Genomic DNA, 21477 nt, shown 5'->3' on the forward strand with positions numbered 1-21477 from the left:
GAGGCAGGAACCATGCAACGCACCCACGGCAAGAGCATCGTCGTCGGCGTGTTTGACGACCGTGTCGATGCCGAGCACGCCCTGATGGCGCTCCGAGAGGAAGGCCTCTCGCCAACCCAGATCGACGTCGCCGTACTCGAAACGCCCGAGTCGACAGCCGTCACGCGCGCCCCGACTGAGCGGCGCGCCACCCGCGTCGACGAGACCTCCGGCATCCTCGCCGGCGGCCTGCTCGGGGGGGTCGCCGGCTGGCTCCTGGCCGCCTCAACCGTCGCCGTGCCCGGCCTGGGGGCGCTGGTCGCGGCCGGGGCACTCGTCGGGGCGCTTGGCGGGGCCGGCATCGGCGCAGCGACCGGCGGTCTGATCGGCTACCTGATCGATCACGGACTGCACCACGCCGAGGCCAGCTACTATCACGAGCGCGTCAGTCACGGCGCAGCCGTCGTCATCGTCCGCGACGCCACCGGCCGCGAGTCAGAGGTCCGCGAGCTGCTCCAGCGCCACCACGGTCACGACTACCACACCCGTCCCGGCCGCTGAGCCCCGCACACTCCATCCCGCAGCCCGCGCGGCAGACGCTTCGACGGTCGCTCGCGTACCCCGCGAGCGACCGTTTCCGCTGCCACCCCGGCGTCCCACCACGCCATAATCCGCCGGCTGTTACGCTGCGCTCGGAGGATGGATGGTCGTGCGAATCCGCGCCCTGACAACGGCCGACATCCCGGCCGGCCAGCGACTCCGCGCGCAGGCTGGCTGGAACCAGACCGCTGCCGACTGGCAGCGGCTCCTGGCCTGGGAGCCAGAAGGCTGCTGGGTCGCGGAGCGTGACGGGCAGGTGCTCGGCACCACGAGCGTCACCACCTACGGACAGCGCATCGCCTGGGTCGGCATGGTCCTGGTGGACGAGGCCCACCGTGGACAGGGCATCGGCAAGGCGCTGCTCACGCACGCCCTGGCCTACCTGGATCGCCTCGGCGTCGAAACCGTCGCGCTGGACTCCACGCCGGCCGGCCAGCCGCTCTACCAACGCCTCGGTTTCGCCGAGCAGTTCGAGCTGGCACGCTGGCGCGGCCCGTTCCCGACGCTCGCCGGAGCGGCAAGCCTTGACGCTGCACACGGCACAGCCGACCCCGAGGTCATCCGCTCACGGAGCGCCGTTGTTCGCCCGCTCCAGGTGGCTGATCTCCCAGTGCTCGCAGCCTACGACGCAGGCCGGTTCGGCGTGGACCGCGCGCACGTGCTCGGCGCGCTCGTGGGCGGCCACCCGGCAACCTGCTTCGTGGCCGAGCTTGAAGAAGCCATCCAGGGCTACGCCCTGAGCCGCCCCGGCGCTCGCGCGTGGCACCTCGGGCCGCTCGCCGCCGACGCCCCTGAGACCGCCGAAGCGTTGATCCGCGCGTCGCTTGCCGCCGCCACGCCCCCCGCCGAGCTCGTCATGGACGCCATCACACCCAACGCCGCTGCCGTCCAGCTATCCGAGCGTCTCGATCTCACGCTGGTGCGGCCGTTCATCAGGATGACACGCGGCGCGCCGCCCCCGGCCATCGATCTCGCGCGCGTCTACACGTCAGCCGGCCCGGAGCTGGGATAGACACGCCGATCAGCGTAGTATTCCACCACGCGAAAGGCGATGTCCTCTCTGTCATCCCGAGCGGAGCGAGCGTGCGAGCGCAGTCGAGGGATCTTTTCTTGTACACCCCTGCGACGAAGATCCTCCGCTTCGCTCGTTCCTCGCGTAGCTTGACCTGCGCTTGCCGAATGGGGTCGGGATGACAAACCCCTCACATCCAGCCTGGCGAAGTAGGAGATCTGAAACAGGAAAAAGCCCGAGCAGCCTGCCCGCACGACGTCCGCGATGCCTGGGTAGCACGCTCGATGACCAGGGGTAGGCCGGTCGACCGACACGCGCTACGAGGACCGTCGGAAGGTCATTCGGGTCTCAACTGCTCGGGCCACCAGAAGCCTACCACCGCCCGGCCGACCGTGCGCGCCCGCGACATCTCGGGCGCATCACGATCAACCGCCCCGCTCCCGCTCCTATTTCACGACCCGCTCGTCGCGCTCCGTCCGGACCCGCTCCACGAACGCTGCCCGCTCCATCGCGCCGAGATCGCCAGCGCCGCGCTCCCGCACCGAGACCGTCCCACCCTGCACGTCACGGTCGCCCATGACCAGAATGTACGGCACGCGCTGCTGCTCGGCCTGCCGAATCTTGTTCTGCATCCGCTCGCGGCGCGTGTCCACCTCGGCCCGCATGCCGATCTTCATCAGCTCACCCTTGACCTGCTCCGCGTACTCGATGTGCCGATCCGCAATCGGGATCGCCAGCACCTGAACCGGCGCCAGCCAGAGCGGGAACGACCCGCCGTACTTTTCGATCAGGTACGCGATCATCCGCACCAGCGTGCCGATGACCCCCCGGTGCACCATCACCGGGCGGTGGAACTGGCCGTCCTCGCCCACGTACTCCAGTTGGAACTGGTTCGGCAGGTGGAAGTCGACCTGGATGGTGGAGATCGTCTCACTGTGGCCCAGCGGGTCGCGCAGCTGAATGTCGATCTTCGGCCCGTAGAACGCGGCCTCGCCCGGCGCCTCGACGTACTCCAGTCCCAGGCTCTCCATCGCATCCTTGAGGTACCGCTCGCCGCGCGCCCACATCTCCGGGTTGTCGACGTACTTCTCCTTGTCGTTCGGATCCCACAGCGAGAGCCGGTACCAGTGGTCCTTGATGCCCAGCACGTCGTAGATGTGCTCGATGAGCTGAACCACCCCGACGATCTCGTTCTGGATCTGCTCGGGCGTGCAGAAGATGTGGGCGTCGTTCAGATCCATCCGGCGGACCCGGCTCAGGCCGCTCAGCTCGCCAGACTTCTCGTACCGCCACATCGTCCCGAACTCGGCCAGCCGGAGCGGCAGCTCGCGGTAGCTGCGCTGCTCGTGCTTGTAGATCTGGATGTGGTGCGGACAGTTCATCGGCCGGAGGACCATCTCCTCCTCGCCGTACTCCATCACCGGGAACATCGAGTCCTTGTAGTGCGCCCAGTGGCCCGAGGTCTTGTACATATCGACCTTCGCCACGTCGGGCGTCACCACGTGCTGGTAGCCGCGCTGCAGCTCCAGATCGGTGACGTACCGTTCAAGCTCCCGGCGGATCGTCGCGCCCTTCGGCAGCCAGAGCGGCAGGCCCGGCCCGACGAGGTCGGAGAAGGTGAACAGCCCCAGCTCCCGCCCCAGCCGCCGGTGGTCGCGGCGGCGGGCCTCCTCCAGCCGGTTCAGGTAGTCGTCCAGATCCTGGGCCGACTCCCACGAGGTGCCGTAGATGCGCTGGAGCATCGGCCGCTTCTCGTCGCCGCGCCAGTACGCGCCCGCCACCGAGAGCAGCTTGAACGCCTTGATGTGGCTGGTGCTCGGGACGTGCGGGCCACGGCAGAGGTCGGTCCAGTCCGAACCCGTGTCGTAGAACGAGGTGACCTCGCCCGCTGGCAGCCCTTCGAGGATCTCGATCTTGTACTTCTCGCCGCGCACCTGGTTCTCGGCCAGCGCCGCCTCACGTGAGACCTCGCGGCGGACGAACGGCTCGTCGGCGGCGATGATCTTCCCCATCTCCGCCTCGATGGCCGCGAAATCCTCCGTCGAAAGCTGCTTCGCCGGCACGTCGATGTCGTAGTAGAAGCCGTCCTCGATCGGCGGCCCAATCGCGAGCATCGCGCCAGGGTACAGACGTTGTACAGCCTTGGCCATGACGTGCGCGGTGCTGTGCCGCAAAATGTCGAGTGGAGACTGCGGCTTGCTCTGGCCCTCGTCAGACATGGGATACCCCTCTCCGGGAACGAATAACGGCCCTGCCGTCCTCGGGACGAGCGGGCCGTTCGTGGTTCCACCCGGGGTTCCCCTGCCGCGTGGCGCGCGCTCCGCACGACGCCAGCAGGGCTTCTTAGGCCGGTAACGGGGCCACCGTGCCAGCGTACTGACAGGCCGTGCACACCAGGGATGCGCGGACTGCGTTCCGTGGCCAGCTCGCGGGTGGTGTTCGCCGGGCCTCACGCGCGAGGGCTTCCAGCCGGTGACCCTCGCTCTCTGGGGGTGAGATGCCCCGGGTACTCGTCCCGGTCATCGCCATCGTATGGGTGCTGTCAGCGAGCCGCGCTGGCAACGCAACGCGACGTGTTCCTCAATGATAGGGAGAGCCTGGCCCCCCGTCAACAGCCCCCCCTGATCTCGCGCTCACCAGCGATCCAGCGCTAGACCCGTCGCCGCACGTGCAGCAGGTACTCATCTCGGTTCTGAGGATTGTCGTCCGTCCGTGGCCGGGTGGGGACTGCACTCGCGCTGCCGATCGGCTCATACCGTTCAAAGGCGGACTCCAGCACACCCTCGCCGCGCGTGAGCCCCGGGAGCTGTCGCTGAAGGTCATGGACCCGATCTGCCGGAATCTCACCTTCCAGCAGGTACGCCGCTGCTCGCAGCGCCTGCGTGTGAGGCGCCGCCTGTTGCCGTGCCAGGATCGCCATCACCGCACCGAACGTATCTGCCGGAATCTCCAGGCGGAAATGGTGAAGAGGTTCGCACACGACCGAGCCGGCCTGCTCCAGAGCGCTCATCAGCACCAGCGGTGTCAGCTTGCGGAAGTCAGCAGCCGTGCTGATCGGCGAGATATAGCCGGCATCCGTCATGGTGACGGTGCAGTCCGTGACCCGCCAGCCGTACAGCCCCTGCTGCAACGCTGTGTGAATCGTTGCAGCCATCGCCTGTCGGAATTCATCGACAGCCTTGTAGACGAAGATCGGGATCGTCCCAAGCTCAGCCTCCAACCTGAACGTCACGCCCGAACCCGGAGCAGCGGGCTCAATGCGGAGCCCGACGGTGGCACAGAACGGATTCGGAGCCCTGCCAAGGATCTCCACTGCTGCGCCGACGCCCGACGGCCGCTCGATGTACATGGTGGTCGACGCCTGGAACTCCACCTCCACGCCGAATTCATTGGCCAGGGTGGCCTGAATCACCTCCTTCTGCACCTCCCCGTACAGTGAGACGTAGAGACCTTGCCGGGTCGCATCTTGCCGAAGGTTGATGAGGGGATCCTGCTCAGCCAACTGGGTCAACGCCCGGTACAGCCTGCTCCGGTCGGACGCTCGGTGCGGTACGACGGCCGCTTCCAGACTCGGCGGAGCAAAATGGCGTCCGTCCGAGGTTGCGCGGGCCGTTCCCAGCACATCGCCGATCTGGACGTCCCCGAGTCCCCACAGCTTGCCGATCTGCCCGGCCGTGACCACCCGCCGCCGGGCCGCCGCACCCCGCTCGACGACGTGAATGGCGGTGACTTTGCGCTCCTGACCTGACCGAACCAGGAGCCGATCTCGGGTCTGGATCCTGCCGGAGAACAGCCGGACATAGGCGATCTTCTCCCCGGCCGGTCCGCGCTCAATCTTGAACACCGTGCCAGACAGCGGGCCGTCAGCATCGCCGTCGGTGGACGGCAGCAGCTCGGTGAGCGCCGCGACGAGTGCATCTATGCCCGCCCCGGTGATGGCTGACCCGAAGAAGACGGGATAGACCTCGGCCCGGCTGGTCTGCTCCGCCAGTGCATGCCGCAGCCGCCCGTAAGGAATCAGCGCGTCGCCGTCGAGGTAGGCTGCCAGCAGGCGCTCGTCACGATCGGCCAGAAGCTCAGCCAACCGACTGGCGAACGCCACGTCAGTGGCGCCGGATGGCTCGAACCTCGGATCGTGCGTCCCAGGCCCACACACCGTGCCCATCGGGACGATCGCGGGCGTCAGCTTCTGGGCGATATCGTCCAGGACACGTGCAGCGTCCGCGCCCGGCCGGTCGATCTTGTTCACGAAGAGCAGGGTTGGAATCCGGAGCCGCTGAAGCGCCCGCATCAGCACGCGCGTCTGTGCCTGCACGCGTTCCACGGCAGACACGACCAGCACCGCGCCGTCCAGCACGCTCAGCACCCGTTCCACCTCGGCGATGAAATCCGGGTGGCCGGGCGTATCGATCAGGTTGACCGTGATGTCATTCACCTCGAACGACACCACCGCGGATTTGATGGTGATCCCACGCTGCCGTTCGAGCGCCAGGGTATCGGTCTGAGTGCTGCCATCATCCACGCTGCCGATCGCGTCGATGACCCCGGCGGCGTAGAGCAGCCGCTCGGTCAGGCTCGTCTTACCGGCGTCTACATGCGCCAGAATACCGAGGTTGAGCGTGTGCATGAAGCGTCATGTCCTCTACTGCATCGGCGAAGAATCCGGTGTGGATGAACATGTACGCTCGGCGCATGTCGCTCTCCTTTGTCTCAAGCAGATGTCGTGAATATAGCAACACGGGGGCCGCATCGGCTCACCGCCTGTTCCGTACGCTACGCAAAACCATGCGGAACGCGCATCCGAACATCGGTCCCCAAACGCGCCCGGCGGCCGTTCTCGACTCAGGCGAACTCGGCATAACGCCTTGCCCGGCTTCCAGGCTTCTGGTACCATCCGCTCCGGCCGGGCGACGACCGGTCCGCTGGCTTGCGCTTGAGTCTCGTGCTTCAGGGCAGCCGCCGGTCTCGAGAGCATCGCCCCGGAGGGTCCATGGTGGCAGCGGCAGACGTGAAGGCGATTCGGCTCGGACACCCGAGCTACGTCTGGCGCAGCGGCCAGGACCGCCGCCTCAGCCAGATCCGCCAGTACGTCAAGCTCGAAGGCCGCAAGATCCTCGACATCGGCTGCGGCATGGGCATGTACGTCGACAAGTTCCGCCGCTTCAGCGACGAGGTCTACGGCGTCGACGTCGATCCCGACAAGATCGCCAAGGCCAGCGAGTGGCTTCCCAACCTCCAGGTCTCGCCCGGCGAGCACCTCCCCTTCGGCGACAACGAGTTCGACGTCATCCTGCTCAACGAGGTCATCGAGCACGTCGACGACGACCGCCTCACCATCCGTGAGGCGTACCGCTGCCTCAAGCCCGGCGGCCACATCGTCATCTACGCCCCGAACCGGCTGTACCCCTACGAGACGCACGGCTTCTACCTGTTCGGCAAGTACTACTTCCGGCTGCTGCCGTTCGTGAACTGGCTGCCGCACACCATCCGTGACGTCTTCTGCCCCCACGTGCGCGTCTACACCGCCCGGGAGATCTTGCGCCTCTTCGACGGGCTTCAGGTGGACTTCACTGCCGTCACCCACATCCTCCCCGGCCTCGACAACGTCGCGGAGCGGTACGGGCCGTTCGGGCGGCTGATCCAGAAGACGCGCGACCTGATCGAGGCGACGCCGCTCCGCGCGTTCGGAATCAGCCACTTCGTCGTCGCGCGCAAGCGCTAGCGCTCGCCACGCGCGCGCACGGCCTCACGGACGGGCATCCCTCACGGCCGCACCGCTTCGTTTCTACGCTCGTTCCTGCATCGGGCGGGCGCGGTATCCTTCGCTGTAACCGTCTGACCGAGACGCGCAGATCAGCCCGAGGACCGCATGGCCGTACCCAGCGAGCGACCAGACACCCCACCAGCAGCGGCCCCCGAGCCGTCACGCTCGGGGCTGCCTACCGTCGCATCCAACAGCGACATCCTCGGGTGGCTGGACATCCTCCTCAAGGGCAAGCCCGAGCAGCAGGCCCAGGCGCGCACCGAGATCGCCATGATCCTCGAAGCGCGCGGCCACACCGACGATGCCGAAGAGGCCTACTGGACCAATGTCCAGGCCCGCGCTGCCGACCGGCGCTCCTACGAGCGGCTGATCGCGCTCTACCAGGAGCGCGGCGACCGCCTCTCCGAGACCCTCGTGCAGCGGATGCTGGACGAGGTCTTCAACCCGCGGCCAGCCGCCCCGACACAGAACCCAGGCCCGGCCCAGCCCGGAGGACCTGGTCAGCAGTTCGGACAGCAGCCCGCGCGGCGCACCCGTCGCCTGCGGAGCGCCGGGCCGGCCGGGGCAGATGCTGGCACCCCGCCAGCTCCCGAGCCAGAACCAGCGCCGCCGGCCCCGCCCGCTGCACCCACGCCGCCCCCGGTCACGGCTACTGGCCCCGGCGCCGCCGCCGGCCACGCCTACGCCGCCATCGTCCACGCGGCCAACCTCCAGGCCGCCGCGGCCACGCCGCCAGCTTCGGCCGCACCAACGGCCGCGCCCGGGCCGGCCGCCCCATCCGCCACCACCGCCCGCGCCGCCCGCCCTGGCGGCCCCGCTGGCACGTCCCCAGCGTCCGCTGCGCCGGCGCCCCAGTCGCCAGCGCCCCAGGCCCGCGCCGGCCAGCCGGCCGCCACGCCGTTCGTCTTGCCGCCGGAGCCGGCCCGCCGGCGGCCATCACCGCTCTCGCCGCACCCGGAGCCAGCCGCCACCGGCCGGCGCTTCAACACCAGCGGCTTGATCGTCCTCCAGCCGACCACCATCGGCGCATTCCTGCTGGCCTCCTTCGGCGCAGCCGCCATCATTGCCTTCCTGCTCATCATGACCGACCGTGGCGGCAGCCGGTCAGCCGCCAGCGCCTCGCCCGCCGCCACCACCGTCCCCCTCAGCGTCGCCAACGGCCTGCCGGCGCGCTGCTCGGATGCCTCGATCCGCTTCCCCGGCCTCAACCTCGCCGATCCGCGCGGCGCGGTCGCCGCCGGCTACCGCGAGAACGGCGTGGACGTGGACGCCACCCGGCCAGGGAGCGCGCGCCTCACCGCCGATCAAGCCGAGCAAGTCCTGGGCGGCTGGATGGCGATCTCCCTGCTGATGGAGCGCTCTGGGCAAGCGCCGCCCACTCTCACGGGCTGGCTCGACTCCGAGACGGACCGTCCCACCCTCGCCAACGCCATCCTGGCCGGCCGCCGTCTGGACGGCATGATCACCGCTGACGAGTGGGCCACCATGCGCGGCTGGACCGCCACCACCTGCGAGGGCGCGTTCCTGCACGATCCGCACAATGCCGCCGCCACCCGACTCATGGAGCGCGTCGTCGCCCGGTGAATCGCCGCCCGGAGCGGTCCGCGGATCAACCGTGGAGCGCCACCGGCCAATATCGGCCAAACGCTCCCGTATCCAGCCCTGGAATGGTACGATCTCCGTTGTTGTGTACACGTTCTGCGCGCCAACGCGCAGCGGGGTTGCTCAGGGTTCGCGCGGGTATCCGGAGGGTCCAGCCGTGAAGGTCGGCCACGTCGTCAAGCGTCTTGTTCGTGGTGTCGCGGTTGGCATGGTGCGCCGCTGGATCACGTCGCTGTTGGTCCTGGTGATGGTCGGAGGAACCGTCTACGGTCTTGCGAGCCAGGGCTTCATCAATCTGCCCGGCGTGTCGCCGGCCGCGAGCAGCGGTGCAGCAGCCGCCACCGGCGAAGTCCGCGAGATGGTCGTCGAAGAGATCCGCAGCAGTAACAGCCAGCAAGCGCAGATGGTGCTGATCCTGCGCGAGAAGGCCGGCAACCGCCGGCTGACCATGAACGTCGGGCCGAGCGAGGCGTTGGCCGTGGCCGCCGACATGAACGGCGGCGTCCCGCGTGAGCGCATGAGCGTCCCGCCGCCCACGTCCTACGACCTGATGCGTACGCTCGTGAAGGAGCTCGGGGCATCCGTGAACCGCGTCGTGGTCACCAGCCTCACGAACGACACCTACTACGCGAAGGTGATCATGAACACCGACTCGCGGCAGGTGGAAGTCGAGTCCCGCCCGAGCGACGCCATCGCCCTGGCCCTGCGCGCCCGCGTGCCGATCTTCGCGGCGACGAGCGTCCTGGATCAGGCCGGCCGTAGCCGCCCCTGACCCTCGCTCAGGTCACGCCCGAAAACGCGCGTCGGGCCTTCAGCGACGGCCGCGCTGCCGGCTCGCCCTATACGGCCGCCGGCGTTCGCGTCCGCGCCCCGGCCCGCAGCCGTCATGGGGACAGCCCTCATAGGGGACAGCCGTCATGAGGCCGCCTCAACACCGACATGTGCGGTGCTGGGGCGGCCTCACGCATGACGCCGTAGTACGGGCAGGCAGACCGGCGGCGACCCTCGCCCCGGTCGTCGGCCTGCCGGACGCAGCAGCCCCGCATCCGGGGGCACAACCCGCCCGCCTTACCCGCCGCGCACGGGCGCGGGGCCTACCGCTGCGAGTTGTAGGCGCTGTTGATCAGCTCGACATTCGCCGCGCGCTGCCCACGGCCCCGCGCGTCCGTCTCGATGTCAAACTCCATCTCCTGCCCTTCCTGGATCGTGTCGAAGACCCCACGCGGCAGGGAGGAATGATGAAAGAAAACCTCGGCCCCATCCTCGCAACGGACAAACCCGAAGCCACGATCTCGGATCATCCGAACAACGGTGCCCCGCATAGAACGATACCTCCAAGCAGAACGCCTTTCGGCGTACCAACCTGCTGATGCACGATGCGTGCCATGTCTCAGGTCCATTTTTGGTGAAAGCGGGCAGTTGTACACGAGTCTGCCGGGGCGCCCGGCTCGCTCAGAACGGCGGCCCTCCCGTCCAGCGCGCCGCTAGCCTGTCATCTCGAGGATGGTCGCCAGCAGCGTATCCAGGTCGAACGGCTTGGGAAACACCCGGGCTGGCTCGAGCTGCTCAGTCCGCGCCGGCAGGTCTCGCGTCGCCGACAGCACGATCACCGGCACCGTGGCCAGCCGCTCGATGCGCCGCTGCGCCTCGCGGAACCCCCAGCCATCCAGTACCGGCATCATCAAGTCCAGCAAGATCAGGTCTGGCTGCCACTGGCTGGCAACAGCCAACGCCTCCTGGCCGTTGCCAGCCACCTTCACGTCGTACCCCTCATCCGCCAGCGCCTCGGCCAGAAACCCGCGAATGCTCGGGTCATCGTCCACCACCAGGATGCGGGACTCACGCGCCAACATGCACCTGCTCCGCCAGCGCGACGGCCTCCGCCTTCGGCAACCAGAAGCCAAACGTCGTGCCAGCGTCTTCGCCGCCGCTCATCGCCCAGATTCGCCCACCCTGGCGCTCGATCAGCGTTCGGCAGATGTAGAGGCCCAGGCCCATGCCCGGCAGGCTCCGCTCCGTGGCGTTCGGCGCACGCCCAAACGGCTGAAAGATCGCTTCAAGGCTCTCCGCGGTCAGCCCGATACCTGGGTCCGTCACCTGGACCAGCGAGCCGCCCTCGCCGCCGATCATCGACAGTCGCACGATGCCGCCTCCAGGCGAGTACTTGACGGCGTTGCTCAGCAGGTTGGTCACGACCTGCTCCAGCCGGTCCAGGTCAACCTCGGCGTAGGTTGGCGTGGCCGGCAGGTCAACCGCCAGCTCGTGCAGCTCCCCCAGGTGATCGCGGTACCGCTCGGCGGCGGCGCGCAGGGCCTCCCCCAGGTCCACCGTGAGCAACCGCAGCGGCAAGTGCCCCGTACGAATCCGCGAGACGTCCAGCAAGTCGCCCACGAGCGCCGACAACCGGTCGGCGGCATCGTCGATCGTCGCCAGCGACCGTTCGAGCCGCTGATCGTCAAGCTGTCCGCGTCCGTGGGCACGCCGCAAGATCTGCGCGTACCCCTTGATACCCGTCAACGGCGTCCGCAGCTCGTGCGACGCGATCGAGAGGAACTCATCGCGAGCACGAATCGCCTGCTGGGCTTCGGCGTACAGGCGCGCGTTGTCCACCGCCACGGCACACCGCCGCCCCAGCTCCTCAGCCAGCGCCAGATCGGTAGCCGCGTAGCGCCGGCTCGGATCGGTCGCCAGCAGCGAGATCACCCCCAGCGTCCGCCCCCGCGCCAGCAGCGGCACCCGCATCACCGACTGGATGCCCAGCGCCTGCGTAATCGCCTGGTGCTGGGCATCCCGCGTGATGGCCGGCAAGCGGCTGTCCGTGAACTCGCGGATCAGCTCCGGCACGCCCGTCCGCAGCACCCGCGCAATGCCTTCCTCAGCCCGGCGGTCCGGCGGATACTTGCGGAGCAGGTCGGCCTCCGGGGCCTGGGCTGCATCGGCGTGAGCCACCTCCACCCGTCGAATCTCGCCGCTGTCCTCCAGCACGTCCACCAGGCACCACTCGGCCAGCATCGGAACGGCCAGCCACGCAACCCGCTCCAGCGTCGTGTCGTAGTCGAGCGATCCAGCAAGATGGCTGCTCGCATCGGCCAGGAAGCGCAGGCGGCGCTCAGCCCGCTCGCGCTCCTGGGTGCGAACCAGGAGCCGGTCTCGCAGGTCGCCGAAGACCGCCGCCAGCCGCGCAACCTCGGTCACGCCGCTGCGAGGCACCGCCACCGGCTCGTTCCCAAACGCCAGCGCGTCCACCGCCCGCGCCAGCTCCACCAACGGCGCCGCCAGCCGCCGAGCCGCGATCCAGCCCGCCACCGAGGCGCAGGCCAGCACCAGCAGGAAGACTGCAAACGCCAGATCGCGCCCGGCCTGCGCGCCGGCCAGGGCCAGCACCACCGGCCGCTCGACGACAATGCCCCAGCCGAGCGACTGCACGACGGAATATCCCGCGAACCGCTCGGCCCCTGCTACCTCATAGCTCAGCGAGCCGGTCCCCCGGCCGCGGAGCATCGTTGCCACCGCCGGATTGGTCGAAAGATCGGTCACGGGGGCAAGCTCCGCATCCCCCGACGCCGCGATCAGCCGTCCGCGCTCGTCCACGATCAAGACCCGGCCGCCCGGCTCGGTTGCTGCCCGCTGCGCCACATCCGCCAGCCGGGTTGACTCCAGCACCACGGCCACCACGCCGGCGAACCGCCCCTCAGCATCCTGGATCGGCAGGCCCATCGCGACCACCGGCTGGCCCAGCACCGGCGAGATCACCCGCACGTCGGAGACGCCCGACTGGCGGACCTCGTCAAAAAGCGCCGAGCGCTGCGGCGGCGCCGCGTTCACGGACTGCTCGCGGCTCTGCGCCAGTATCCGGCCGTCCGCACCGTACAGCACGAAGTTGAGAACGTCCGGGTGCGTGTCGTCAAATGCCCGCAGAATCCGCTGCTGGGCGTCGGGGGGCGCGGCGAGCAGGCCCGGCTGTCCAGCCAGCGCGGCCACTGCCGCCCGGTGCAGGCTCATGTAGTCGGACACGCCCTGGCTGAGCGTCTCGGCGATCACCTGCGTGCGCGATGACGCCTCTTTGCGCCCGGAGCGCTCCACCTCGTTGGTGACCAGCGCCATCGTGATGACCAGTGGCACCGAGACTGCCAGCCCGAATGCCAGCGCCAGCCGCGTCTGCAACGAGCCAGGGTCCGAGCGGCGCAAGCGCGGACGCAGCCACGGCAGCAGCCCCACCACCAGCCCGAAGCCATTGTAGTAGGCAATCGTCGTGAACGCGCGGTTGGGCCAGGCCACCGGCGGCCCGAACGCCGAGAGCGCCAGCCCCAGGAGCAGGTGCGCCCCCCAGAACACGTGACGCGGCGTGCCAGGGCGCAGTTGCGCCCACACGACGCCAGCCCCACCGACGAAGAACCCGAGGCCGTACAGCAGCAGATACGGGCGAATCGGGTTGAAGATCGGCGAGCCGTACTGCTCCGGCAGCAGCAGCATGATGCTGCCATTGACCATGGCCGAGGCGCCGACCACCACGGCAAACAGATCGGCCGTCGAGGAGGGCCGGTCGGCCGGCGGGCACACCAGCGGCGCGACGACGATGCCGGCAGCGAGGATCGAGTAGACCGTCAGGCCGGTCCAGCCGCCGGCAGCGCCCGCGCTCAGGCCCAGCAGCAGAATCGGGACGGCGGCCAGCAGATGCGCCAAAAACAGGGTGCGCTTGCGCGGGGCCAGCAGCGCGACGGCCAGCAGCGCCGCGGCACCCAGCAGGCACAGCAGCCCCCACCATGGGAGGTATGGCCGCAGGAGCCGGTACGATGGTCCGACGAACTGATGCGGCGTGACAAACGTCAGCGCGCCGACGACGCCACAGAACGCGCCGGCGGCCCACTGCAGCAGCCCGAGGCGCAGCGCAAATCCGCCCCGCCTCGCCGGACGCTCTACCTGCGGCTCGACCGCCGCCACACGCCCATCTCGCACCCCATCCGGGACGCCGTGCACGGTTGCTGCCGGTGTCCCGCCCCACTCCATGCAGTGAAACTCCGCCCCACCGAACTCAAACGGCCCCCTATTGCACGATCCGTGCCTGACCGCCTCACCATCTGAGGCTGTGCGCTGCCGGTGGCCCTTCCGCAAATACGGTCCGTCCGGACGCACTGTTCCGGACGGGACAGATCCGCCACCGCGGAATCGGTATGCTGCGGAGAAGTCTGCTGCGTCACCCACAGCACCCCAGGTGCGCCTATGCCCTCGTCCCCGCTACCGCTGTTCCTCGTCGATGCCTTCGCCGATCGTCCGTTTGCCGGCAACGCTGCCGCCGTCTGCCTGCTGGACGCCCCAGCCGATCCTGGCTGGATGGCCGCCGTCGCTGGAGAGCTCCAGCAAGCTGCCACGGCCTTTGTCTACGAGCAGGGTGAGGGGTTTGGGCTCCGCTGGTTTGTGCCGGGCCGAGAGCTCCAGTTGTGCGGACACGGCACGCTGGCCGCCGCGCATGTCCTCTGGGAGGCCGGGCAGCTCTGGCCTGATGCGCCGGCCCAGTTTCAGACGGCCAGCGGCCTGTTGTCCGCCCGCCGCGATGCCGATGCCATCGCCCTGGACTTCCCCGCTGAGCCGGTCCAGCCGCTTGATCCGCCGGACGGGCTGCTGGAGGCGCTCGGCGTCGAGGCGCGGGCACTCGCCCGGGGAACGTTCGATCTGCTGGTAGAAGTCGAGTCGGAGGCAGCCGTCAGGGCGATCCAGCCTGACTTCAGCCGCCTCAGGCAGATCGATGCGCGGGGCATCATCGTCACAGCGGCAGCAGACGGCCAGCAGACCCTGAGCCAGCCCACCATGGGCCATGCGCCGAATGGCCAGCCTGTTGATTTCGTCTCGCGGTTCTTCGCGCCGCGCGTCGGCATCGACGAGGATGCCGTGACTGGCTCGGCGCACTGCCTGCTCGGGCCGTACTGGCAAAGAAAGCTTGGCCGGGACGCGCTGGTCGGCTATCAGGCCTCAGCGCGCGGCGGCACCGTCCGGGTCCAGGTCAACGGCCCCCGCGTGACCCTCTGTGGCCGCGCCATCACCGTCATGAGCGGCTCCCTGGTCCCACCCCCAGCAGACTGAGGTCCGAGTGGCTCGCCCGGTATCTGGCAGGCGGTCACAAAGGACGGGCGCGGAGCGCCTCGAACAACTCGGAAACGACGAACGAGCAGCCGTCGAGTACGTCCGAGAGATCCACGACCGCGCGATCCGTGAGCGGCCCGGTCTCCGCCCCTGGGCGAAACACCCAGACCACCCGGCGGTCGGCGTGTACCAGCAACGACACGCGCACCCCGTGCTTGACATACCACCAGCATCGTTCCCGTTGAGCGTCGAACCCCTGTCCTGGCGAGGGGGTCTCGACGGCAACATCGGGCGGCACGAGAACGTCGTCAGGCAGATCGCCGTACGAATCGGTCGGCACGCGTTCCAGACGATAGGCAATGACATCAGGCACGTACGACACACCCTCGGCCGGCCAGGTGACGCGTGTCTCGGGAAACGCCCGTGCATGCTGTTCAGGCATGCCCGACGATTCGAACCGCAGGCACAACGCCATCTGTAGGGCGCCATGGCGCATCTTCGGCGACATCTTCTGTGTGATCGCCCCTCGCTCATACTCCAGCGCCGGTTGCTCTTCCGGCCGGAGCAGGAACTCGTCGAGGGTCAGCGGTCTGGTTACTGCCACCGGAAGCCTCCACGTCGGGCCATGCCTCGGTGTGCCGCGCACACCCGCGCCCGGATCACACCCGCAGTGAGCAGATCCAGTCCTCAGACCAGGAGTGACACGAAGAGCTCTGCCACGACAAACGAGAACCCATCGAACACGTCCCCAAGGTCAACCACCGCGTCGCCGGTGAGGGGACCGGTCTCCGCGCCCGCACGGAACACCCAGACCGCCTTACGCCCCGGGTGAACGAGCAACGCCGCCTTCACCCCATGCTGCACGTACCAGCGGCAGCGCTCCACCTGCGAATCCAGCGTCTGCCCGGGCGACGGGATCTCGACCGCCACATCGGGCGGTACGACAAGCCGATCCAGGATTTCGCGATCCACACCAGACGGCACCCGCTCCACACGGTACGCAATCACATCAGGGACGTAGGAGATGCCTTCGGTCAGCCAGGTCACGCGCGTCTCCGTCATAGACTTGACGGCGACGCGCGGATACTGATGCATGCGAAAGCGGAAGTACAGCTCGCCCTCAAGGGTTCCATGCTTCGCCATCGGCGACATCTTCTGCGTCACCACCCCCCGCTCGTACTCCAGCGCCGGTTGCTCTTCCGGCCGGAGCAGGAACTCGTCGAGGGTCAGCGGTCTGGTTACTGCCACCGGAAGCCTCCACGTCGGGCCATGTCTCAGTGTACCGCGCACACGCCGCACCGGGATCACACCCCCAGCGATCCGGCCGCCGAGTCAGGCCAGCAGCAGCGCCGCGATGCTCGGCGGATCCTGCGCGTGCTCCCCGCGCAGCATCTTGATCGTGCGATCCCAGAACTGGTGCCCATCCACGTACTTGTCGAACGCCTGCACCGTCTCGACGACAAGCGCATCCGTCAGGCCGCCCTCGGCCGCCGCCGCGCCGGCCAGCATCAGCCGCATCAGCCCGATCCGGAACGCCAGGATCGCATGCTCGTCCGCGAACGAGCGCTCGGGGTGGTACGGGAACGTCCCCAGCCAAACCTGATTGAGCGTCAGGTTCTCCAGCAGGAACGGCCTGCCCGCGAGGTACGGCCCGAGATGGCGCGACACCGCCCGTCCATACGCCGCTGACACGCGCTCGCCGAGTGGCCCCTCCAGCGGCGTCGACGGGTCGGCGGGGAGGCCCAGTCCGACCTTCACGCGGTCCACACAGCGGCGCAGCCGCCCCGGCAGCTCCGGCATCGCGATCCACCGCCGCAGCCGCCGCAGCAGCAGCCGGTGCGGCCCGGCCGGCCCGTCTGGCGTCCCCAACCCGCTCTCGTCCAGCCAGGCCGCCACCGCTGCCAGTTGCCCCTCGGCCTGCACGAAGGTGCCCTCCACCTCCGCCGCCCGAAACCCGGTCCCGTCGAGCGTCCCGAGCGCCAGCCCCAGCGTCAGCATCCGCGCCCCAAATGAAACGTCCCGACGCTGCACCAGGGCCATGGTGCGGGCACGGACAAGATGATAGTGGCGGCGCGGATCGTCCTCCGCCGGCTGGTCAGTCCACGGACGATCGATCCAGAACCGGCCGCGCTCGCTGAGACGGCGGTCGGCCGGCGCCGTCTCCAGCAGCATCGCATCGTCGGCCAGCAGGGCCAGCCGCGCGATCTCCGGACAGGAGAGCCGCCCGGCCAGGTCGATCTGCCCATCCAGCAGGGTCGCCTGGCGCGGAAACGTGTCGCAGGTCGAGGAGAGCAGCCCCTCGCCCAGCAGCCCCTGCACCCGGCACAGGTGCTCGGCGCTCAAGAACGGGCAGGATGCGCCCGTCTCCAGCGGGATCAACGCGGCGGGCCAGCCTTCGTCGGGCCACGCCTCAGGATTCGGCTGGAGCGTCTCGGCCATCCGCAGCTCGACAACCCGCCGGTCCCCGTCCGCGATCAACTGGCGGTACGCCTCGGCCGTCGGCGGGTCCACGTCGATACCGCCCCAGCCACCGCAGCAGTGATCCTCGCAAGCCGAGCCGATGCACTGGAAGCGCCCGAGGTAACGCGGCGCCCGGACCGGCGGCAAACTCACGCTGACACCCTCACCCCCCGAGGATACCAGTCGGGGGCGTTGGGTCGTGGGTGATGGGTCGTGGGCCATGGGTCGTGGGTCATGGGGAAGGGTTGCCCTCGACCCTCGACCCTCGACCCTCGACCCTCGACCCTCGACCCAGCGTCAGCCTTTCAGCCCCGTCGTCACCACGCCCTGGATGATCAGCCGCTGCGCCACGAAGAACACCAGGATCATCGGCAGGACGTACAAGACCACGCCGGCCATCGTGATCGTGATCAGCGGCTGGTTGTACGGGTCAACGTACGCCGTCTGGAGCTTCACGGCCAGCGTGGTGATCTGGTCGTGGAGGAACAGCTTCGGGAAGAGCCAGTCGCCCCAGACCCAGGTGAACGCGAAGATGGCGGATGCGGCGACGGCCGGCAGCGAGTTCGGCAGGTAGATCTGCCAGAACAGACGGAACCTGCCGCAGCCGTCCACCTCGGCCGCGTCATCCAGGTCTCGCGGGATGCTGGCGAAGAACTGGCGGAAGAGGAAGATATGGAACGGGCTTCCGGAGATGCCCCACAGCACCCACGGCCAGTAGCTGTTCAGCAATCCCAGCTTCGAGAACACGATGTACTGCGGGACGACGGTCACCAGCCACGGGACCATCATCATGCCCATGACCAGCCCGAACAGGAAGCTCCGGCCGGGCGCGCCTGGATGCCGCGCAAAGCCGAAGCCGGCCGCTGCACTGGAGAACACCACCAGCGCCGTGTACATCGTGGAGAGGATGACCGAGTTCATGAAATACCGCAGGTACGGGAACATGGTCACCGCGAAGTAGTAGTTGTAGATCTCGGCCGTCGAGGGCAGGATCTGGATCGGGTAGGAGACCCACTCGGACTCCTTCTTGAAGGAGATCAGCACCAGCCAGACGGTGGGCAGCGAGAAGAGGATCGCCAGCCCGACGACGGCGGCAAGCGTCCAGGCGCCGTCGAGGCGGGCGGCCAGCGGCCTGGAGGCTGCCAGGCGGCCGGCCGACGAGCCAGGCGGGGCGGCCGCCGAGCGGTCGACTATCGCCATGATGCTGACCTCGATACTGATCTCGATACTGACCTCGCAGGGAGTGACGGGCTCATCGTGACCCTCCGTCCTGGTCGACCTCGTAGTACACCCAGTACTTCGACGTCTTGAAGACGGCGTAGGTGAGCGCCACGATGACCACCAGGAACATCCAGATCAGTGCCAGCCCGTACCCGTACCGCTGCTGCGCAAACACCTGCTGGTAGGCGTGCACCAGAAACAGATAGTTGTCGCGGACCGGAATCGAGGCGAGCTGATCGCCCGCCAGCAGCATCGGCGCGACGAGCGTCTGGAGCGAGCGGATCATAGTCAGGACCAGCTCGAAGAAGATGACCGGCGTGAGCAGTGGGATGATGACGGCCCGGTACAGCTGCGGGGTGGTCGCGCCGTCGATGCGCGCGGCGTCCTTCAGTTCGTTGGGGACGCCCTGGAGGCCGGCCAGGAAGATGACCATGCCACCGCCGATACCCGTCCAGACGGTCAGTGCGGTGAGCACCTGTGTCGGGAAGTCCACCGTCCAGCGAATCGCGGTGTCTGGCCAGAACCAGGAGAGAATGCCGTTGACCAGGCCGTAGTTCTGATCGACGAAGATGCGCCAGATCCAGACCACGGCCACAATCGGCACGATGTGCGGCAGGTAAAAGAGGGTGCGGAAGACCCCACGCGCCGGGATCGCGCCGTTCAGCAGGATGGCCAGGAACAGCGCCAGCCCGATGCTGAGCGGGACGTTCATGACCGAGAACACGAATGTCCGCCAGAGCGAATGCAGGACGTCTGGATCGTCGAAGGCACGCAGGTAGTTGTCGAACCCGCGGAAGCGCAGGCTGTCCAGGTTGTAGCCGTCGTAGTTGGTGAGCGAGGCGGCGAACCCGAGCGCGAGCGGTACGACACTCAGCGCCAGGAAGCCCAGCAGCCACGGCGAGATAAAGAGGTAGAACGAGACGGTCTCACGCCAGGCCCGCCCCTGGAAGCGCCGCCTCGGTGTTGCGCGGGGCACACTGGTCGCTGCGAAAGTCATAGGTCTCACCCGTCACTCGTAGGCAGAGGGCAGTAGGCGGCAGGCGATGGGCGATGGGCGATGGGCAGCGATCAGAACAGGCTGCGCCTTTCGAGGTGTCCAGGCCGTTCGCTCCACTGCCTGCCGCGTACCGCCTACGGCCTACGCATCTAGCTGAGGCGCTCCTTGCCTTCCTTGATCGCCGTGTTGACGTCCTTCTCGAGGTTCGTCAACAGCTGATCGAAGGTCATCTGGTTCCGCATCACCTGCTCCAGGTACTTGTTCCAGGGGCCGGTGAAGCTGTTCAGGGCAACCTGCTGACTCTGGTTGATGTACGGGTTGTAGCGAACCGTTGTGCTGGAGATGGCCAGCTCCTTCGCCAGAATCTTCTGCACCTGCTGCTGGAACGGCGTGGTGGTCGGCATCTCCTTGTACAGCGACTTGAGGCCCGGGACGCCCCAACCGCTGCGCGCCCGGATGACGGCCTGCTCACCACCGTGGAACCACTCGTACATCTTCCAGGCTTCGTCAAAGACCTTGGTGCCCGTGTGCATCAGTGCGCCCGTCGCCGTGACGGTCGGCGACATGTACTTGTCGCCCCACTTCGGCGCCTGGAGCATGATGCAATCGTCGCGGACAGCGTCCGTGCCGTTGATCCGACCGCTGAACCAGTAGCCGTACTGGGCAATGGCGATCTGACCGCGCACGAAGTAGTCGCTTGGCGAGCCGGTGGTGATCGGGTTCAGCGGGCTGAAGGTCAGGTTCTCCTTGGAGGCGTCGTACCAGAACTGGAGCGCCTTCTTCGCCTCTGGTGTCTGCAAGTTGACCTTGCCAAAGTCCGCATCCCAGAGGCTGGTGCCGGCCTGGTTCAGCTGGACCTCGACCACGCGGTCGAACCAGTTGTTCATCGCGCCACCGATGCCGAGCACTTCGACCCGGTCGCCGGACTTCTTCTGCGTCTTGCGCGCCAGATCGATCACTTGCTCGTAGGAGAGGATCGTGTCATCGGTGGGCACGGCGACACCGGCAGCCTGGAACGCCTTCTTGTTCAAGAACAGCGAGAGGTCAGGAGACCAGTCCTTGACCATGCCGTAGATCTTGCCGGTCCCGACGTTGAGCTTCTCGTCGAACATGTAGTTCTTGTTGGCGTCTGACAGATCGTCCACCTTGATGACGGACGAGCCCTTGAAGCTGTCGGTCAGATCCTTCGCGAGCTTGCGGAGGATGAAGGTCGGGACATCAGGCGCCTGCACCCGGTAGAAGTCTGGCGGCGTACCGGCAGCGGTCATCGCCATCAGTGCGACGAGGTCCGAGGTCACGAGGTAGGTCTGGATGTTCGGGTTCTTCTGGGTGAACGCGGCCTGCTCCTGCTCCGAGATCTCGGTCCGGTTGTACATGAAGGTGACGAGCTTCTGGCCGGCCGCCAGTTGAGGCGGAGGCGGCGTGGACGTTGGGGCCGGGGCGGCCGGCGCCTGGGCCGTTGCCGGCGTAGCCGTCGCAGCGGCTGCCGCCGGGGCCTGCGTCGCGGCTGCCTGGGCTGCAGGCGCAGCCGGCTGGGCGGCGGGTGCTGCTGGCTGAGCGGCGGCGGCCGGCTTGTCAGCCGCCTTTGCGGCGGGTGTTGGCGCAACGGGCGGCGGCGGCGGCGCGCCACAGGCCGCCAGCACCGGCGCAGCAACAGTAACACTCAGCATACCGAGGAGCCGACGTCGACTCAGTGCAAGACGCGACATTGCGAGATCCTCCCTCTTCTGTCCAGTGCTCGGACGTTCGGATTCCGTGCGGGGC

17 protein-coding genes are annotated in these 21477 nt (G+C 68.1%); 6 read left to right on the top strand and 11 right to left on the bottom strand.

Features of this window, described 5'->3' with window-relative positions; all coding sequences use genetic code 11:
- Nucleotides 1-12: 12 nt before the first annotated feature.
- Nucleotides 13-540, top strand: a complete 528-nt coding sequence (locus IT306_27495; GenBank protein MCC7372190.1) for a hypothetical protein — start codon at nucleotides 13-15, stop codon at nucleotides 538-540.
- A gap of 142 nt (nucleotides 541-682) precedes the next feature.
- Nucleotides 683-1591, top strand: coding sequence for a GNAT family N-acetyltransferase (locus IT306_27500; GenBank protein MCC7372191.1), 909 nt, complete (start codon nucleotides 683-685; stop codon nucleotides 1589-1591).
- Between the two features lie 446 nt (nucleotides 1592-2037).
- On the opposite strand, the gene IT306_27505 is transcribed toward IT306_27500, so the two are convergent.
- Together IT306_27505 and IT306_27510 are read right to left on the bottom strand one after the other, a co-directional pair.
- Nucleotides 2038-3810 (bottom strand): threonine--tRNA ligase, encoded by a 1773-nt coding sequence (locus IT306_27505; GenBank protein MCC7372192.1) that lies wholly within the window; start codon nucleotides 3808-3810, stop codon nucleotides 2038-2040.
- A 431-nt stretch (nucleotides 3811-4241) separates the two neighbouring features.
- The gene (locus IT306_27510; protein MCC7372193.1) at nucleotides 4242-6218 is read right to left on the bottom strand and encodes a TetM/TetW/TetO/TetS family tetracycline resistance ribosomal protection protein; all 1977 of its coding nucleotides are present in this window, start codon (nucleotides 6216-6218) and stop codon (nucleotides 4242-4244) included.
- 363 nt (nucleotides 6219-6581) lie between these two features.
- Here IT306_27510 and IT306_27515 point away from each other — a divergent pair, with 363 nt between their 5' ends.
- The 3 genes from IT306_27515 to IT306_27525 all read left to right on the top strand — a co-directional run bounded on the left by IT306_27515 (nucleotide 6582) and on the right by IT306_27525 (nucleotide 9729).
- Complete coding sequence (locus IT306_27515; GenBank protein ID MCC7372194.1) at nucleotides 6582-7313, top strand: class I SAM-dependent methyltransferase; 732 nt, start codon at nucleotides 6582-6584, stop codon at nucleotides 7311-7313.
- 147 nt (nucleotides 7314-7460) lie between these two features.
- Nucleotides 7461-8939, top strand: a complete 1479-nt coding sequence (locus IT306_27520) for a hypothetical protein (GenBank protein ID MCC7372195.1) — start codon at nucleotides 7461-7463, stop codon at nucleotides 8937-8939.
- A gap of 175 nt (nucleotides 8940-9114) precedes the next feature.
- A complete protein-coding gene (locus tag IT306_27525) occupies nucleotides 9115-9729 on the top strand; it encodes a bifunctional nuclease family protein (protein MCC7372196.1) in 615 nt (204 codons plus the stop codon).
- Nucleotides 9730-10051: 322 nt separating this feature from the next.
- Here the strand turns inward: IT306_27525 and IT306_27530 are convergent, their stop codons facing one another.
- The 3 genes from IT306_27530 to IT306_27540 all read right to left on the bottom strand — a co-directional run bounded on the left by IT306_27530 (nucleotide 10052) and on the right by IT306_27540 (nucleotide 13898).
- Nucleotides 10052-10279, bottom strand: a complete 228-nt coding sequence (locus IT306_27530) for a cold shock domain-containing protein (GenBank protein MCC7372197.1) — start codon at nucleotides 10277-10279, stop codon at nucleotides 10052-10054.
- Nucleotides 10280-10441: 162 nt separating this feature from the next.
- Nucleotides 10442-10810 (bottom strand): response regulator, encoded by a 369-nt coding sequence (locus tag IT306_27535; protein ID MCC7372198.1) that lies wholly within the window; start codon nucleotides 10808-10810, stop codon nucleotides 10442-10444.
- Entirely contained in the window at nucleotides 10797-13898 is a 3102-nt protein-coding gene (locus tag IT306_27540) for a GAF domain-containing protein (protein ID MCC7372199.1), read from the bottom strand. Before IT306_27540 ends, IT306_27535 begins: the two co-directional genes overlap by 14 nt.
- 279 nt (nucleotides 13899-14177) lie before the next feature.
- Here IT306_27540 and IT306_27545 point away from each other — a divergent pair, with 279 nt between their 5' ends.
- On the top strand, nucleotides 14178-15035 hold the full coding sequence (locus IT306_27545) for a PhzF family phenazine biosynthesis protein (protein MCC7372200.1): 858 nt from the start codon (nucleotides 14178-14180) through the stop codon (nucleotides 15033-15035).
- 34 nt (nucleotides 15036-15069) lie between these two features.
- Here IT306_27545 and IT306_27550 read toward each other — a convergent pair whose 3' ends face one another.
- The 6 genes from IT306_27550 to IT306_27575 all read right to left on the bottom strand — a co-directional run bounded on the left by IT306_27550 (nucleotide 15070) and on the right by IT306_27575 (nucleotide 21422).
- Nucleotides 15070-15681 (bottom strand): Uma2 family endonuclease, encoded by a 612-nt coding sequence (locus IT306_27550; protein ID MCC7372201.1) that lies wholly within the window; start codon nucleotides 15679-15681, stop codon nucleotides 15070-15072.
- A gap of 41 nt (nucleotides 15682-15722) precedes the next feature.
- Nucleotides 15723-16283 carry a Uma2 family endonuclease gene (locus IT306_27555; GenBank protein MCC7372202.1) on the bottom strand — a complete coding sequence of 187 codons (561 nt, stop codon included), beginning with the start codon at nucleotides 16281-16283 and terminating at the stop codon, nucleotides 15723-15725.
- A gap of 84 nt (nucleotides 16284-16367) precedes the next feature.
- Entirely contained in the window at nucleotides 16368-17648 is a 1281-nt protein-coding gene (gene fliB / locus IT306_27560; GenBank protein ID MCC7372203.1) for a flagellin lysine-N-methylase, read from the bottom strand.
- Between the two features lie 144 nt (nucleotides 17649-17792).
- Nucleotides 17793-18695 (bottom strand): carbohydrate ABC transporter permease, encoded by a 903-nt coding sequence (locus tag IT306_27565; protein MCC7372204.1) that lies wholly within the window; start codon nucleotides 18693-18695, stop codon nucleotides 17793-17795.
- A 52-nt stretch (nucleotides 18696-18747) separates the two neighbouring features.
- Entirely contained in the window at nucleotides 18748-19713 is a 966-nt protein-coding gene (locus IT306_27570; protein ID MCC7372205.1) for a sugar ABC transporter permease, read from the bottom strand.
- Nucleotides 19714-19862: 149 nt separating this feature from the next.
- On the bottom strand, nucleotides 19863-21422 hold the full coding sequence (locus IT306_27575) for a hypothetical protein (protein MCC7372206.1): 1560 nt from the start codon (nucleotides 21420-21422) through the stop codon (nucleotides 19863-19865).
- Nucleotides 21423-21477 lie beyond the last annotated feature (55 nt).

Source organism: Chloroflexota bacterium (genome assembly GCA_020850535.1).
Taxonomy (GTDB): Bacteria; Chloroflexota; UBA6077; order UBA6077; family JACCZL01; genus JADZEM01.

Coding starts and splice junctions, on each gene's coding strand:
- IT306_27495 (MCC7372190.1), top strand. CDS start 13: ATGCAACGCACCCACGGCAAGAGCATCGTCGTCGGCGTGTTTGACGAC.
- IT306_27500 (MCC7372191.1), top strand. CDS start 683: ATGGTCGTGCGAATCCGCGCCCTGACAACGGCCGACATCCCGGCCGGC.
- IT306_27505 (MCC7372192.1), bottom strand. CDS start 3,810: ATGTCTGACGAGGGCCAGAGCAAGCCGCAGTCTCCACTCGACATTTTG.
- IT306_27510 (MCC7372193.1), bottom strand. CDS start 6,218: ATGCACACGCTCAACCTCGGTATTCTGGCGCATGTAGACGCCGGTAAG.
- IT306_27515 (MCC7372194.1), top strand. CDS start 6,582: ATGGTGGCAGCGGCAGACGTGAAGGCGATTCGGCTCGGACACCCGAGC.
- IT306_27520 (MCC7372195.1), top strand. CDS start 7,461: ATGGCCGTACCCAGCGAGCGACCAGACACCCCACCAGCAGCGGCCCCC.
- IT306_27530 (MCC7372197.1), bottom strand. CDS start 10,279: ATGCGGGGCACCGTTGTTCGGATGATCCGAGATCGTGGCTTCGGGTTT.
- IT306_27535 (MCC7372198.1), bottom strand. CDS start 10,810: ATGTTGGCGCGTGAGTCCCGCATCCTGGTGGTGGACGATGACCCGAGC.
- IT306_27545 (MCC7372200.1), top strand. CDS start 14,178: ATGCCCTCGTCCCCGCTACCGCTGTTCCTCGTCGATGCCTTCGCCGAT.
- IT306_27565 (MCC7372204.1), bottom strand. CDS start 18,695: ATGGCGATAGTCGACCGCTCGGCGGCCGCCCCGCCTGGCTCGTCGGCC.
- IT306_27570 (MCC7372205.1), bottom strand. CDS start 19,713: ATGACTTTCGCAGCGACCAGTGTGCCCCGCGCAACACCGAGGCGGCGC.
- IT306_27575 (MCC7372206.1), bottom strand. CDS start 21,422: ATGTCGCGTCTTGCACTGAGTCGACGTCGGCTCCTCGGTATGCTGAGT.